The 15,034-nt window shown below is 43.2% G+C and carries 17 protein-coding genes and 2 pseudogenes; 7 read left to right on the top strand and 12 right to left on the bottom strand.

Going from position 1 to position 15,034, the window contains the following annotated elements; genetic code table 11:
- Positions 1 to 52 precede the first annotated feature (52 nt).
- The gene (locus tag F6J94_RS17775) at positions 53 to 298 is read right to left on the bottom strand and encodes a UPF0175 family protein (protein ID WP_293042890.1); all 246 of its coding nucleotides are present in this window, start codon (positions 296 to 298) and stop codon (positions 53 to 55) included.
- A 305-nt stretch (positions 299 to 603) separates the two neighbouring features.
- Here F6J94_RS17775 and F6J94_RS17770 point away from each other — a divergent pair, with 305 nt between their 5' ends.
- The 3 genes from F6J94_RS17770 (at position 604) to F6J94_RS17760 (ending at position 1,876) form a co-directional block, all read left to right on the top strand.
- Positions 604 to 933: a hypothetical protein gene (locus F6J94_RS17770; protein WP_293042886.1), complete on the top strand. Its 330-nt coding sequence runs from the start codon at positions 604 to 606 to the stop codon at positions 931 to 933.
- Positions 934 to 1,014: 81 nt separating this feature from the next.
- Positions 1,015 to 1,536 (top strand): hypothetical protein, encoded by a 522-nt coding sequence (locus F6J94_RS17765; protein WP_293042883.1) that lies wholly within the window; start codon positions 1,015 to 1,017, stop codon positions 1,534 to 1,536.
- A gap of 124 nt (positions 1,537 to 1,660) precedes the next feature.
- Positions 1,661 to 1,876 carry a type II toxin-antitoxin system HicB family antitoxin gene (locus F6J94_RS17760; protein ID WP_293017232.1) on the top strand — a complete coding sequence of 72 codons (216 nt, stop codon included), beginning with the start codon at positions 1,661 to 1,663 and terminating at the stop codon, positions 1,874 to 1,876.
- 187 nt (positions 1,877 to 2,063) lie between these two features.
- Here F6J94_RS17760 and F6J94_RS17755 read toward each other — a convergent pair whose 3' ends face one another.
- The 7 genes and pseudogenes from F6J94_RS17755 to F6J94_RS17725 all read right to left on the bottom strand — a co-directional run bounded on the left by F6J94_RS17755 (position 2,064) and on the right by F6J94_RS17725 (position 5,785).
- On the bottom strand, positions 2,064 to 2,312 hold the full coding sequence (locus F6J94_RS17755) for a hypothetical protein (RefSeq protein WP_293017233.1): 249 nt from the start codon (positions 2,310 to 2,312) through the stop codon (positions 2,064 to 2,066).
- 256 nt (positions 2,313 to 2,568) lie between these two features.
- Positions 2,569 to 3,603, bottom strand: coding sequence for a hypothetical protein (locus F6J94_RS17750; RefSeq protein ID WP_293042881.1), 1,035 nt, complete (start codon positions 3,601 to 3,603; stop codon positions 2,569 to 2,571).
- 297 nt (positions 3,604 to 3,900) lie between these two features.
- Positions 3,901 to 3,993 (bottom strand): annotated as a pseudogene (locus F6J94_RS17745) (hypothetical protein); the annotation flags it as partial.
- Positions 3,994 to 3,999: 6 nt separating this feature from the next.
- A complete protein-coding gene (locus F6J94_RS17740) occupies positions 4,000 to 4,443 on the bottom strand; it encodes a hypothetical protein (RefSeq protein WP_293042879.1) in 444 nt (147 codons plus the stop codon).
- 53 nt (positions 4,444 to 4,496) lie between these two features.
- Positions 4,497 to 5,045 (bottom strand): NB-ARC domain-containing protein, encoded by a 549-nt coding sequence (locus F6J94_RS17735; RefSeq protein ID WP_367142231.1) that lies wholly within the window; start codon positions 5,043 to 5,045, stop codon positions 4,497 to 4,499.
- A gap of 108 nt (positions 5,046 to 5,153) precedes the next feature.
- Entirely contained in the window at positions 5,154 to 5,660 is a 507-nt protein-coding gene (locus tag F6J94_RS17730) for a hypothetical protein (RefSeq protein WP_293042876.1), read from the bottom strand.
- Positions 5,648 to 5,785, bottom strand: coding sequence for a hypothetical protein (locus tag F6J94_RS17725; protein WP_293042871.1), 138 nt, complete (start codon positions 5,783 to 5,785; stop codon positions 5,648 to 5,650). The genes F6J94_RS17730 and F6J94_RS17725 overlap by 13 nt, the downstream gene beginning before the upstream one ends.
- Before the next feature lie 952 nt (positions 5,786 to 6,737).
- On the opposite strand from F6J94_RS17725, the gene F6J94_RS17720 reads away from it, so the two are divergent.
- Together F6J94_RS17720 and F6J94_RS17715 are read left to right on the top strand one after the other, a co-directional pair.
- Entirely contained in the window at positions 6,738 to 8,285 is a 1,548-nt protein-coding gene (locus F6J94_RS17720) for an ammonium transporter (RefSeq protein ID WP_293042865.1), read from the top strand.
- A 139-nt stretch (positions 8,286 to 8,424) separates the two neighbouring features.
- Entirely contained in the window at positions 8,425 to 8,901 is a 477-nt protein-coding gene (locus F6J94_RS17715) for a hypothetical protein (RefSeq protein WP_293042852.1), read from the top strand.
- Positions 8,902 to 8,915: 14 nt separating this feature from the next.
- Here the strand turns inward: F6J94_RS17715 and ppk2 are convergent, their stop codons facing one another.
- The 4 genes from ppk2 to F6J94_RS17695 form a co-directional block, all read right to left on the bottom strand.
- Entirely contained in the window at positions 8,916 to 9,899 is a 984-nt protein-coding gene (gene ppk2 / locus F6J94_RS17710; protein ID WP_293042849.1) for a polyphosphate kinase 2, read from the bottom strand.
- A gap of 152 nt (positions 9,900 to 10,051) precedes the next feature.
- A complete protein-coding gene (locus tag F6J94_RS17705; RefSeq protein WP_293017242.1) occupies positions 10,052 to 10,435 on the bottom strand; it encodes a hypothetical protein in 384 nt (127 codons plus the stop codon).
- A gap of 223 nt (positions 10,436 to 10,658) precedes the next feature.
- Positions 10,659 to 11,867 (bottom strand): glutathione S-transferase family protein, encoded by a 1,209-nt coding sequence (locus F6J94_RS17700; RefSeq protein ID WP_293017243.1) that lies wholly within the window; start codon positions 11,865 to 11,867, stop codon positions 10,659 to 10,661.
- Between the two features lie 192 nt (positions 11,868 to 12,059).
- Positions 12,060 to 13,859 carry a phospholipid carrier-dependent glycosyltransferase gene (locus F6J94_RS17695; protein ID WP_293042846.1) on the bottom strand — a complete coding sequence of 600 codons (1,800 nt, stop codon included), beginning with the start codon at positions 13,857 to 13,859 and terminating at the stop codon, positions 12,060 to 12,062.
- Positions 13,860 to 13,897: 38 nt separating this feature from the next.
- Here F6J94_RS17695 and F6J94_RS17690 point away from each other — a divergent pair, with 38 nt between their 5' ends.
- Together F6J94_RS17690 and F6J94_RS17685 are read left to right on the top strand one after the other, a co-directional pair.
- Positions 13,898 to 14,182, top strand: coding sequence for a hypothetical protein (locus F6J94_RS17690; RefSeq protein WP_293017245.1), 285 nt, complete (start codon positions 13,898 to 13,900; stop codon positions 14,180 to 14,182).
- Positions 14,183 to 14,217: 35 nt separating this feature from the next.
- A pseudogene (locus F6J94_RS17685) lies at positions 14,218 to 15,034 on the top strand (IS200/IS605 family accessory protein TnpB-related protein); the annotation flags it as partial.

Below are 15,034 nucleotides of genomic sequence, written 5' to 3'. Positions count from 1 at the left end.
TGTTGATTGATGCCTGCTAGATTAGTAATGGGTGATGTATCGCTAATAATAATCACAGCCAACTCATCGATTGTAGGGTTTTAAGGTCTGCTTCAAAATCGGCAACATCATAATTCAAATCTAAACCGCGCTTGGCAAGTTCATGCTGAAATTCAATCACGGTTAACCCCGTCCAGGCACGGACTTTGCCACTGCTGATTTTGTCTTGCTTATAGAGCATCAGCCCAATTTCAAGTTTGAATTCATCCTCAGTCATTTGGCTAGCTTGGACAATATCGTCAGGGATAACTACACTCATAGCTACACTGATAACTACACTGATAAAGGATTGGTCTATTATGAATAGTTACTTTAATTTTATCATAAATTTAAACTGAATCATAACACCCTTTAAGGCCACACCCAGTAAAGCTAATAATAATTCCTCTATCGTTGATTAACTCTTGCCTCTAGCATGCATGTCTCTTATCTCTTCCCTGCTCCCGATTCCCGATTCCCGATTCCCGACTCCCGACTCCCTAAAACCCCGAACTTTCCACTTTACCCAATTTAAAAATACTGTAAAATTATAGTAGTTAACATACTCCACCACTACAACTAGTTATGCTCAAAGCAATTACTGCTAGTGGAAAAATCGATCCATCAGGTCAATTATCCTTAGACTACCCAATTGAAGGTACTCCCCCTAAGCCAGTACGAGTAATTATTCTGTTTGACGAAACAGATGGGGAGCTAAATAAGTTTTGGCAACAAGTCAGTAACTATCAACAGCAACCACTCCTGTCAGCTAAACAATTGCAAGAGGGATTAAAGCAGGCGTTGACAGAATCGGGGTATGATTCAAGGGATAAAATTATCGAGCTTGTGCAGGAAATTAAGCAGGAAATTTCTCAAGAGCGTCAAGAAAAACAAAGGAAGACTAACCACACATGAACCGCCGCCGCATTCTTAAAGCTGGACAGCCTTACAGCTAATGCCAATATTTTCACCTTCCCTAAACCCATCGAAGATATCTTGGCTGAATTTGACTGTACCCTTGTGCGATCGCATATCGATCTACCTCGTCAGCCTTTCACTGCTGCTATTGAACCCCTGCTGCACCAACTCCAGCGTAACCGCAAGCGCATTGAGCTGATCAACGAAACTGCCCGTCGGGAAGCCCTGATCGCACCAATTCTGTTTGAAGTAGTCGATCTAACTAATCACCGCATTTACATTGAATATTCCATCGCCGTTAGCGAACACCTGCGGGGAACCTTAGATTATTACATTGCCAACCATAACGTGATTGTGATCGAAGCCAAACAATCTGATCTGGTAAGGGGCTTCACTCAACTGGCGGTGGAGTTGGTTGCCCTTGATCAGTGGCTCCAGTCTGACCAGAGAATTTTGTACGGCATTGTTACCACCGGAGAAGACTGGCGTTTCGGTACTTTTAATCGCCAAGAACGTTCCATACAACAAGACCCCAAGCGCTACATCGTCCCAGAAGAGTTAACCGAGTTGCTGGAAATTTTAGTCGGGATTATGAATTGAAACGGTTAATTAATTATAGTGGTTTTTAATTAGGGAATCGGGAATCGGGAATCGGGAATCGGGAATCGGGAATCGGGAATCAGAGGGGAGTAGAGACTTAGATAATTTACAGAAATAAATACAGATGAAAAACCACTATAGTATCTTAATTCAATGGTCAGAGCAAGACCAAACCTACATTGCTAGTTTACCAGAATTTGGTCCTTATGCTCATACCCATGGCAGCAGCTACGAAGAGGCTCTCAAAAATGCTAAAGAAGTGTTAGAGCTTTTGGTAGAAGATTACCAAGCTAGAGGTCAAGAGTTACCTTTATTAAATTATTCAAAAATAACCGTTTAATTAAAGATTACAAAAACCGACTTTGCCACTGCTGATTTTTTCTTGATTATACAGCATCAGCGCAATTTCAAGTTTGAATTCATCCTCAGTCATTTGGCTTTACGGGACAGACTGTCCCAATACTTGCTACCGAATTCTAAATTCTTCATTCTTCATTCTTCATTCTTCATTCTTCATTCTTCATTCTTCATTCTAAACTGACTCCACCCACAACTGGATTGTCTCCAAGTCCCCAAATGGGATCATCTACACTATTGCTATTTTCTTGTAGCTGTTGATTGTTTTGCTGTAACTGTTTAATTTTTACAATTTCATGATGCAAGGCTAATACAACTAATTCCTCAAGATTCTTTACTAGTCCTGTCTGAATTAGTTCTTCTGTAGTTTTCAGCAAATCTGTGGGTAAACTTAAAGTGATTTGATTGACGTTTTCCATGGATAGTATTGTTTGGATGAGAGTGTTGATTATTATTGATTGAGCTTACCTATAGTCTAGGTGAGTTAGCAAAACGAAACTTGCCCATGATTAAGCTAACATTAGCTTAGCGCAATTCTTCCCCATGGCACAGGCATCAACTGAATCCTAACACCCATCCACGCCACACCCAGTAAGGCTAATAATAATTCCTCTATCCTTGATTAACTCTTCCCTACTCCCTACTCCCTACTCCCTACTCCCTACTCCCTTTTCCCTACTTCCACCATCGGCTAACATCATCAACTGCTGCCACCGTTTCTCTTAGGGCTTCAATACTCCCAAACTTGATGATTAAAGGAGCTAATTGAGGAAGAGCTCTAAGAAAATTGGGACGGGTTAGACTAGCTAAACCATCAAGAATTTGTTGCCAAAAAGGAAAATCAACCGAGGAAGGAGTTAAGCTCTTAATCAAGCGGTGTAAGGCATCGGCTCGGTTGGATTCAGACCCAATCCCTGTGGCGCAATCTAAGGCTTCCGGTAACACTTGGGGTAAGTAGGGGGCTAAGGCTCTTAAGGCATCGGCTCGGTATTTTTCATCCGAAATCCCTCTGGCGCAATCTAAGGCTTCCGGTAACACATCGGGTAAGTGGGGGGCTAAGGCCACTAAGGCATCGCCTCGGGAGTATTCATGGGAAATCCCTCTGGCGCAATCTAAGGCTTTGGGTAACAACAGATCGCTTAAGTGGGGGGCTAAGGCCACTAAGGCATCGGCTCGGTATTGTTCATGGGAAATCCCTCTGGCGCAATCTAAGGCTTTGGGTAACAACACATCCGGTAAGTGGGGGGCTAAGGCGACTAAGGCATCGGCTCGGGAGTATTCATCGGAAATCCCTCTGGCGCAATCTAAGGCTTGGTGTAACACATCCGGTAAGTGGGGGGCTAAGGCGACTAAGGCATCGGCTCGGGAGTATTCATCGGAAATCCCTCTGGCGCAATCTAAGGCTTTGGGTAACAACAGATCGCTTAAGTGGGGGGCTAAGGCCACTAAGGCATCGGCTCGGTATTGTTCATCGGAAATCCCTCTGGCGCAATCTAAGGCTTTGGGTAACAACACATCGGGTAAGTGGGGGGCTAAGGCGACTAAGGCATTGGCTCGGTCTTTTTCATCGGAAATCCCTCTGGCACAATCTAAGGCTTCCGGTAATAAAGAAGGGGTAAGATACTCACTAATTGCCTCCAAACCCTCTGCTTGACGTTCATAATCTTTAATCTGTCGCACATAAGCTAGTGCCTGGGCTGGCCTCCACATTTCTTTCTCCAGTAATGCTGCCATTAACTCTGGAAAAATATTTCCAGCTAAACTGTTGAGGGATGTGGTAATCAGAGCATAACGACACTGTAAACTAATCGATTCTGTAGGATTTTCTGTAAACTTAGCTGCTGCTATTGCCCAAGCTCTCGATAGATCTTTTACAAAATTAGCAGTTTTTCCCTGTCTCTCACACTGCCAATACCAACCGTTATCTCCTGCTGGAGTTTCTTCTTTCAGGAGTTGATTAATGTCATCTATCTTTTCAGCTTTCTCTAGATGCCAGGTTAATTGGCTATAGATATAACCATCATCGGTTAAGGTATGCCATAATCCGTTTTCGGTCTTAGTTTGATAACGTTCTAATAATTGCTGATGGGCTTCTGTAATGGATAATTATAGCTCTGGTTGCAGCAGATTACGGGCTAAATCATGTAACAGGTCATGGAGGCGATAGTTAGTTTTTTGGGTACTAGAGACCCCTGGTAGTAATAACGCTTTTTGTTTTAAGTATATTAACGTCTTTTTAGCTTTAACTGAATTACAGTTCCATAACGTAGTCGCCATGGTTTCAGTAATAGTGACATCCTCCGGCAGTACCCCTAACCAAGCAAATTTTTTCAATCTCTCGGCAGATAATCGCTTTAAACTGAGATTAAAGGAAGCCACTAGACTATAGTTTTTGCGCTTGGCGTCACTTGGTTCTTCTTCTGCTTCCAATCGATCCAAGGCTTCTAAGTCAGCAATTTCTGCTTGCAACTCATCCAGTAACTCTTCCCAAGAGAATCCATCCCTAACTTGGGCAGCCGCTAATTCTAATCCTAGGGGTAAGTAGCCCACAGTTTTGGCTAAGGTTTTAGCATAGTCGAGTTCTTGATTAGTTAACTGGTTGTTTACAGCAATTTTCGCCCCCCTAAATCCCTCGCTGGGGGATTTAGGGGGCTTGCAGCTAAAGGGAGTGAGGTCGATTCATCTGAACAAAGCTGTAAACAACCGGTTAATAACTCCAAGGATTGATTTAGAGTCATCACGTCTAAATCATAGCGAATCGCACCTTTAACCGGAGCTTCTCTGGTGGTCACTAAAACCCGACAGCCACCACCGGCTACTCGAAAGGGTTCAACATGGTCAGGATGCCAAACATCATCCACGACTAGTAAGGCTTTTTTATCGGATAATAATGTTCTTAATTGTAAAGAAGCGCTATCAATATTAATCGGTTTGAAGTCATAATCTCTTAATGCCTGTATCCACGTACTTAGAAACGATAAAATATCAGGTTTATGACCTAAGGTTGCCCAAAAAATCCCATCGGGAAAATGGGATTGAACCTCTTTGTCATAGGCTAAGGCTGCAGCTAAGGTGGATTTCCCAATGCCTCCTAAACCATAGATGGCACTAACTACTAAAGTGCCAACTCTAGCGGTTTCTTGGGATAACAGAATTTGTTTTAGTCGTTGGCTGACTTCCGGGCGTTCGACATAATACGGAGGTAGTGGGGGTGCTTGATTTGGTCGAGTTTGGTTAACCTGCCTCCCAGGCGACTGCAGTCAAATATTAATATTTTGAAAATTTTCGCCTCTTTCAATAGTTTGGTTTTCTCCAATATTTCCAATATTAGTTTGTTTCTCTCCAAAATTAGTATTCTTTTGATTAAGAATATCCCCTTTGGCAAATTTCTTCACATTCTCAATGTTGTAAGTCTCACCAGTAGCCTGGTGGGATTCCAAGGCTTTGATAATCTCTTGACGAATTGACTCTAAGTTAGGCAAAGCTTCAGCATCAACAGTAGTCACTAAACTCTCGATACTTTGGGCAACTTCGGGATTTTGCTTGGCTGCTGCTTCTACCTCCAATACCACTTCGGCATAATTAAGAGGTTGCCCTGGAGCTTGCTCAATAGCCATTACTGTATCTGGAGACTGGTTTCTCAGGGATTCTACAAACTGGCTAGTCTGGTCCCAGACAACTTGCCCAACATTTTCCCCAGTTTTTTCTAGGGCTTTAGTGGCGAGCACAGTAGAAATAGCGACAACGGCAGCAGCTAATGGTTCCATAGTTGAAAGAGATGATTGATAGTTTTATTATATAACTTTAGCAAAGGGAGTAGGGAGCAGGGAGTCGGGAGTCGGGAGTAAGGAGATAGGGTTTGACGTTTTTTGTGATAACTGATTAGTATCAAATTTAAAGGTAAAAAAGCTTAGATATTATATCAGGTAAACCGATTTTTTATATATTCCCTGTTCCCTGTTCCCTGTTCCCTGTTCCCTGTTAATTAAAAATATAATATAATTTTAAAAAACTGTAATAAGTCAACATAAGTGAGTAGATAAATTGCTAAAATTAATATTTGTAAATAAATGTAAAAAAAAAAATACCCCTTGCATTTTTTCGAGGAGTTATGTATACTATAGAAAGTGACGACCGATACTAATAGCCGCGCTGGTTACAACTGTTAACCACGACCAGCGCGGCTTTCCTCCCTCCTAAAAAGGAGTTACTTCCATGATGCCAAAAATATCACAATCATCAATCCTGGTTGGGTGCATCGTAAGCATTCAGCTTATGCGCTACGGGCACGCTACGGGAACAGTTATCAGCTTATGGGCGATGGGCACGCTAGCTGACGGCTGACGGCACCTCAAGTAGCGTGAGCTTTTAGCTCACGGCTGACCGCTGACCGCTGACCGCTGACTGCTGAATAATTAAATTTTACGATAGTAAAAAAACAGGAATATATTTCGACGAATAAAAAAAGAAAAAGGCTAAGGTTAGCATACAACATTGACAATATCCTCTACTATAAGAGTAAGATAGAGCTTAACTGCTTCCTGGAACAACACTGTCAAGTGCCCAGGTAACAAATAGATTCAGTTACTCATAGAATCAAGGGAACTAGTGTAAGGATAAGCCAAGTCAATGGTCACTCATGACTTAGGCTGATTTAAGATTAGGGTGTTATCTACGCCAAAATTTTATCTACGCTAAAAGAGTTTTCACTAGTAGCCTAAGGCAAAAAAAAATTAATTAATTCAGGGGTCTACGCTGAAAGCTGAAAGCTGACGGCTGAAAGCTGACGGCTGAATGCTTACAAGTATTGATTTTTATTCTAAGCACTAAACCTTTGATTACTAATGTCTAAACAAAACCGTAAAAGGTCAAGGTGTACCACCGGTTGGAGGCTGCAAAGCTGGAAAGTTTGCTTGCCCTTAATCGCAATAATCATGGTGTTGTGTACCGAGGTAGCAGTAGCCCAGAATCTACCTTTTAAGACTACCCTTGCATCTCTTCAAATTGCCGTGGATACTATCTGGGTGATATTCACTGGTTGTTTAGTATTCTTCATGAACGCGGGCTTTGGGATGTTGGAGGTTGGTCTTTGCCGCCAAAAGAACGCCGCCAACATTTTGACTAAAAACCTGATTGTGTTTGCCCTGTCTACAGTCGCTTACTGGGCAGTTGGCTTTGCTGTCATGTTTGGTGATGGAAACCCTGTTTTAGGTTTCAATGGCTTTTTCCTTTCAGGATTAGATAATAGTCCAGCCATAGGAGAAGCCTACAACGGTGTCTTCTATTCACTAAAAGATATTGGTATACCCCTTAACGCCAAGTTCTTTTTTCAACTGGTTTTTGCTGGAACTGCTGCCACTATTGTGTCTGGAGCAGTGGCCGAGCGCATCAAATTTTCGGCGTTTTGTCTGTTCAGCGTTCTACTTGTGGGCATCATTTACCCAATGACGGGTCACTGGATTTGGGGAGGAGGCTGGCTAGGAGGAGGCTGGCTAGAATGGCTGAAATTTTGGGACTTTGCTGGTTCAACCGTAGTTCACTGCGTAGGCGGTGGCTCTGCCTTAGTAGGTGCTTACCTTCTCGGACCACGCAAGGGCAAATATATAGATTGCGTCTCCTATGGGCTGCCCGGACACAATCTCAGCCTGGCGATTCTAGGTTGCTCGATTTTATGGCTGGGCTGGTTTGGTTTTAATCCCGGCTCAAGCATTTTTAATCCCGGAACAACGAATTTAGATCCCAACTCCATTAGCCATATTGTCCTCACGACGAATATAGCAGCTTGTGCAGGGGGTATTGCCGCAGCTATAACTACCTGGTTTGACCCAAGGGATCCTGACAGTAAGCCTGACCCCACTATGATTATTAACGGAGTACTGTCGGGTTTAGTAGCTATTACTGCATCCTGTGCATTCGTTACGATTGGTAGCGCTATTGCTATAGGTCTGCTGGCAGGAATAATTGTGGTCTTTTCAGTGGACTTCTGGGACAGGATGAAAATTGATGATCCAGTAGGTGCTATTTCTGTCCATCTTGTCAGTGGAGTCTGGGGAACACTGGCTTTAGCTCTTTTCAGTGAAGGACCTGGTGATTTGTATAGTATTGGTAACGGTCCAGTAGCCGGACTATTCTGTGGTGGCGGGATAGATAGTATCCGGCAGCTTTTTATTCAACTACTCGGCATTGTTGCAGTAGGTCTGTCAACGGTTGTCATGAGCTGGCTGGCTTGGTTATTTGTTAAAAGCATACTTTCCTCAAGTCTGAGAGTTACAGAAAAAGCAGAAATTGAAGGTCTAGATTTCCACGAACACCGTATGACTGCCTACAGTGGCTTTTTGCTTAAGGCAGATGTCAAGCAATCATCGCTGAGAGATCAGCAAAGACATAATTAATATCATGTCCAGTTGAATACTTACACTTTGGCTAAAGTAAGGCAGAAGGCAGAAGGCAGAAGGCGCTTAGTATAAGTACTCAACCGGACATGATATTACCTGTTCCCTGTTCTAGAGTAGTTTAATCAAAAATAATCCCATGACCAGAATCAAGATGATGTCAAAACAACCACAATATTACGATCTAATTGTTAGGGAGTTAGTAGCTGATAATGATGACATTGTAGGTGCAGTTATCCTCTATAAACAGTTACCTATTACTGAATATATAGGTGAATTAAATAAAACTGAAACTCTAAAAATAGCAGATCAAATAATCGAGTTTCACAAATCTATTAACCGCTTACCTAGTCTGGTAAACAACGAAAAAATATTCATTGAATCTAGAGATACTTTGCTGATTGTTGTTTTTTATCCTAATCAGTGTTTGTTGCTAGTTAAAGCTAAGCAAACTGATATCCTTGGCAGGATTATACATGCTATTGAAGAAACATCACAAAAGATTCAGTATTTACTTGACCCTAGAGCAGCTTATCGGAATGGTTATCAGTTCTTTGATCAGCCAAAGGATAATGAAATAATATACAGGAATAAACCCCTAAGTCCTGAATTTTAGGACGTTCCCAAATTTCAATACAACTGGGGCACAAAGAATTGCTCATACAGAGGTGGGCGCACATAATTATTGGGAGCCTTCTTGCGTGGGGGTAATTCTAGAGGTTCCGGTGTCATATCAACGTAGGGAATCTTGCTGAGAATATGACTGATGCAATTAAGCCGAGCACGCTTTTTGTCATCAGCTTCCACCGTGAACCAGGGGGCTTCTGGAATATTGGTGTGAGCCAACATGTTGTCTTTTGCTTGAGAATATTCCACCCAGCGATCGCGAGATTCTAGATCCATCGGGCTGAGCTTCCAGCGACGAGCGGGATCGGTGGTGCGAGATTGGAACCGTCGCTCTTGCTCCTCATCGCTTACTGAAAACCAATACTTCAGCAAAATTATGCCGGATCTGACCAACATCTGCTCAAATTCTGGGCAGGTTTGCATGAATTCCTGATACTGTGCATCGGTACAAAAACCCATCACATGCTCCACCCCAGCTCGATTGTACCAACTGCGGTCAAAACAGACAATTTCACCGGCTGCGGGCAGATGAGCTACATAGCGCTGGAAATACCATTGGGTCTTTTCCCGATCACTGGGTGTACCCAATGCCACAATTCGGCAGCCACGTGGATTTAGGGGTTCGGTAATCCGTTTAATAGTGCCTCCCTTACCGGCTGCATCACGTCCTTCAAACACAATCACAATCCGGGTCCCAGTATGTTTAGTCCAGTATTGCATTTTCACCAGTTCCAATTGCAGACGGGCAAGCTCCTTTTCATAAATTTTCCTGGGAAGTTTAGAGCTGCCTTCTGCCTCAGAAATGTGGTAGAACACTCTTCGTTCTGAATTGGGTAGATTGGCCTTCTTTTGTTTCTTGAGTTTTTTCTTATTTAATTTTTCCTTATTTAATTTTTTATTATCTTTATTTTTACTATCTGCTGCTAGTAGATGCTTCTTTTTGCTCGCCCGTTGGGACTTATCCCCATTCATAGATTTAGTTTTCATTGCTATACAACCCTGTATTTGTATTGAGCTTGATGTAGGGTGGGCAGTGGATCAGGCAGATTCACCAAGCTAGCCATCGGTTTGCTAGGCACTGCCCACTTTAGGATTTGCCCTTTGCCTAAAACCAAGCATTAATTGAGCTAAGAGGGAATTCACCGATTTTCTAATCCTCTAACTCGTTGCTCTAAGGCATTCATTCTTTCCTCTAAATCTAATTTATCAGATTCTTGGGTGATGCTATATCCAATCAATTGTTCTAATATCCTTTCTTGTCGTTGTTGGTTGTCTTGAGACCTTAATTGTCTTTCTTGTAGTTCAAGTTGACCAGCTTGTAGTTCAAGTTGACCAGCTTGTAGTTCAGCTTGAACAGCTAGCATCTGTTCTAATATTGTCTCTTGTCGTTGTTGGTTCTCTTGAAACTTTAATTGTGTTTCTTGAAACTTTAATTGTGTTTCTTGTAGTTCACGTTGAACAGCTAGCATCTGTTCTAATGTTACTTCAATTCGATCTAATCTGTTCGAGCCGTTGTTAGTCATTGTTAATTTATTAATTTAATTAGGTCTTATTGATAGCCCTTGGCCAATGGCTATAATTTATTATGACTCCAAGCTTCTAACTCCTGAGATCTACGGTGGGCAGTGGATCAGGCAGATTCACCAAGCTGGTCATAGGATTGCTAGGCACTGCCCACCCTACGATTAATGTGCTGGATAAAGTTGGTGCGTTCGCGTAGCGTAGCCCTTCGGGCTAATCGCAACTCTAGATCGCCTTGGCAAAATTAGCTGGATCTTGGTCACGTCGGTGACGGATGGGAATAGGAGAACCTTGAGCATTTCCTACTAAAGAGGCAGTTTTTTCCAGAGACTCTCTGAGCCTCTTAGCAGCATATATAGACATATCCCGAGGAACACTAATTCTGTCGCGCAAATATCGCAGAGCAGGATCTGAACCCAACGGTGGCATAAAGGTTTCCCCGGTAATCATGTGTGTCAAGGCACAACGGAGGGCTGGATCAAACAAGGTCTCGTCGGCGGGGTTAACTCGAATGATATTAGTGCGGTGTTTAAGCACTCGTTGGAGAGCTTCAGTACGGGAAGTCTCCGGTTCTGGGTAAGTTACATCCGGTAGCCCTTCCCAAGGACCATTGTCCACCCGTGCCTGATTGACTAACGTCTGGGGTTTATCGTTTGGCCAGCAACCCCCCATCTGGGGAGGCAAATCATGGACATGGGTGTGGAAGTCGCTCTGTGTGCCACGATAGGTAGGTCGGGTTTCCATGGCTTCAAACCAAGCTGCCAATCGAGGATTTTCTTCCCTTATAGAATAGCCTTTGTAGTAATAAAGACTGGCATTCATGCGTTCGACATAAGGCATGAAAATCACATCAACAGTACCGAACTGATCCAGAAAGTAAGGACCTGGAGTGGAGCTTAGGGCATTTTCCACCATCTCCACCACTTGAATAAATTGGTCTTGGTGATGTTGCTCTTCTTTAGATGAACGTGTAGGATAGCACAGCCAAGTACACCAAGCTCTAAACAGAAGTCTCTCCAACTGCCTTAGCTTTATGACAGCCGGGTCTTTCATGCTTTGCTCTAAGGGTTTAAAAACCCGCTCTAATCCGATTAAAATGTCATCACTTTCGGTGATAAAGTTACCATCTAGCTCTAGGGCTGGTAGCATTCCGGATGGCACTTTCTGCTTGTACCAACGTTCTTTCTTACCATAACAAAACATGGTAATTTTTTGGATACGATAAGGAATTTGTTTTTCTTCCAACCATAGCCAAATTTTCTGGCAGTAAGGGCACCAAGCGTGGTTATCCCGGTATAGGGTAACCCGAATATCAGATTCACTAAAACCAAATAGGCGCAAACAAGATTGAGCGTTAGTAGCTCCATTAACGGTATCTATTTTAAAATCCGTCAGAGCTTCTAGTTCTTGCCAGCTTAGGGGGGCGATACTCATGGGGGTGGGTTTAATTAAAGTTTGTTACAAAAGATACTATCGCATATTTTGTGTAAGCTATCAGCTATCAGCTATCAGCTATCAGCTATCAGCTTATAGGCTATGGGTTACCTCGTCACAGGCTAGAAGCCTGTGCCACAAACTAGAACCCTGTGCCACGCTACTCTGCTTTTGAATAAAATAAGCTGAGGGCTAACGGCTGAGGGCTAACGGCTGAGGGCTGACAGCTGAATGCTTAGCATCAAGACAGTGATAAACCTGAGCTTGGTAACCATCCACGGATATTAAATTATTAACAGAATTCTCAGCAGAACAATTAGGTAACTCTTCAACTGTTGCGTTAAAATTCACCAACCATAAATCTATGGTACTTGACAAATCAGCGACAGTTTGTTTAAGAGTGAGAGCAGCCGGACAATTGCTCTGCTGGCACTGAATTTGGTCTTGATGTGCCAATATAAATTGGGGATTAACTGAGGATAGTTTTTGATCAGCCTTCTGTTGGAATTCCCAAGCCAGCCCCATCATTTCACCAGTCTGTACCAAGGTGTTGTGAGTAGTAGCAATTAGTATCGGTACTGATGACTGTTGTTCAATTATGGGTACCAATAAATCTGGACGATAGTATTTTTGATAGCCTAGATTGCTGACTACGGTAATACTACTCAAAAACCCCATTATCAAAACTAGCGCTATGGTTTTTGGTCTACTAGGGCTACTATTGTCAGTGGAATTTGTGGTTGAGGCGCGAGGGTTACTCACGGCTAGGGCGGCTGCTACTAAGACAATCACAGCAGGGAAGTAAACGAAACTATACCGAGCACCACGGGTGAGGTCAGTACCAAGGCAGTAAGTAATACCAAAAAATAATGCGATCGCACTAATCAAGAAACTCCCTAAAACCCCTGTGACCAAACCAGTCTGAGGGTGATTTAGTTGTATTTTTAGATAGCGATAGAGAATCGGGAGCAACCAGATTAGAAACACTAACATCACCAAACCCGAAGCAATGACCACGATCAGGGAAGATGACTCTACCGGCAATAGCGATAACATGGTGATCCAAGCAGCGAGAGCTTGAAAAATTGGCTTGCTCCAAGCCCAACTCCCATCATTGCTACTTATAATCCATTCAGTCATCTGAGCATCGTAACTCGATAGCCACACCGGTAACCAAACTAATCCTCCCATAGCACTACCTACAGCAACTGCACCAATGGGCAGGATGGGATAGGGTCGAGAAGGAGAAATTTTGGCTAATCCCCAAAGTCCTAATAAAACCATGGCCTCAGCACACAGGGTCAGGAGAAAAAAATAGTGGGTTGCTATACCTAAACAATTAACCACTACCCAAGACAGGGATATCCAAATCGGTAGAACAGTCTGGCGTTGAAGATGTTGTACAGCAATAACTAAGCAGCACAGGGATGCCATTACCCACAAAATAGCTAAGGTGTAATGACGGGCTTCCTGGGCTAGAAAGACACCGTAGGGAGACACAGCCATAATTGCTGCTGCTAGTTGAGCCACTAACCGGGAACGAAACCCTACCCAGCTCAGTCCATAGATTACTGGAATTGATACTATACCGAACAGGGCGGGAAGCGATCGCATCCCCCAAATTACTAAGTCGCTATGCTGTAACGATGTTCCATCGAACGCCTGTACACCGAAGGAAAATAGCCTCATCCACCAGTTCGCCAGGACAAAATATAGGGGAGGGTGGTGATCCTCAGTAAATAAATGATGAATAACTGCTGATGCTCCCGATTCTGGATTAAATGCCAGTGGTTGTAACAGGGTAGATAGGGAAATGGCTTGGTCTAGGGGTAAGGTTTGATAACTATTGCCCAAGCTGAACACGATTGTGGCAAATTCATCGGTCCAGGGGGACTTCAGGGTGAGGTTAGTGAAGCGTAAAACACTGCCAATAGTAATCCAAAATAATAGCAACAGGGGCTGAAACCAGAGACTTCTCAGGAAAGTTTTCAAAAATAGTAACCTCAATCAGCAAAGGAGCACACTTGCCAATGGAATTGAACAATGATACGACGCATTCCCCCACCTGGCCTATGGCCACGCTACGCGAACGGCTTGCCAGGTGGGGGTTAAGGAGTAATCAGTTATCTCTAGCCCAGCGCTCTATTAGTTCTCCAACGCTGATATTTGTTTCTTTGGCAGAAGCTCGCAATCTATTCCATGCCGTATCGGTCAGCATTATGGTGTGTTTTTTTTTAGTTCATCATAATAAACCGGGATTCCTCTCATCCTTTTTTGAGTTTTCTTTTGCCTTGTGCTTGACCTATCTAGAATAGCCGTATTTACTAAAAATAGAGTAGCAAAGAAACAGATGAAAACGCCAGCCAAAGTTATCCGCACCGATAAATGGAGACTCAACCCGACCACCGAGCAGCGTGTACTGCTTAGTGAGACGGTCGAGGTCTACCGTCGTGCTTGTCGGTACTTGGTTGGCATCATCTATACTCACTGGGGGGAACTTGGGGATTTAACGGCAGATCAATTGACCCCTGCCGTTGAGAAATTGATGCACAAGACTGCTAAGCGTCCTAATATCAAATATCCCCAATTCAATAAAACCTTCTATAAATTCCCTAGTTACTTACGTCGGGCTGCAATCGCATTTTCCGCTGGTCAGGTTAGTAGTTTTGTTACTCGTTATCGGGATTGGCAATCAGGAAGTAGAAAAAGAAAGGACGCCAAGCCTCCAAGACTGAATGCAAGTACCGGTTGTTATCCATCCCTCTACAAAGGGCAGTGCTATAAACTACATGGTTTCAATACAGTAGAAGTTAAGGTCTTTAATGGCTCTGATTGGATCTGGACTGATGTTCATATCACCGGTTTAAGAGAGCGTCACTTGGTAGCATCTAACAAGATGATGTCTCCTTCTATAGTAATAAACAATCGGGGGTATTACCTGTCAGTTCCATTTACCTGTAAGCCAGAAAAAAGAAAACCAGAGGCAAATGTTACAGCAGTCGATCTAGGAATCAACACAACAGCCACAATAGCAGTCGTAACTCACAGCGGAACTGTAATCCATGCTGAATTCGTTCATCCTGGAAGAGACATAGACCGCCGAGATAAAAGACTAAAGTCCGTATCTACACGGGCATCATTGACCATGGGTAAAGGCGGGAAACTCC

Source organism: Moorena sp. SIO1F2 (assembly GCF_010672755.1).
In the GTDB taxonomy this organism is placed as follows: Bacteria; Cyanobacteriota; Cyanobacteriia; order Cyanobacteriales; family Coleofasciculaceae; genus Moorena.
Note: the sequence above shows the minus strand (reverse complement) of the source record. Positions and strands in the feature narration are given on the sequence as shown.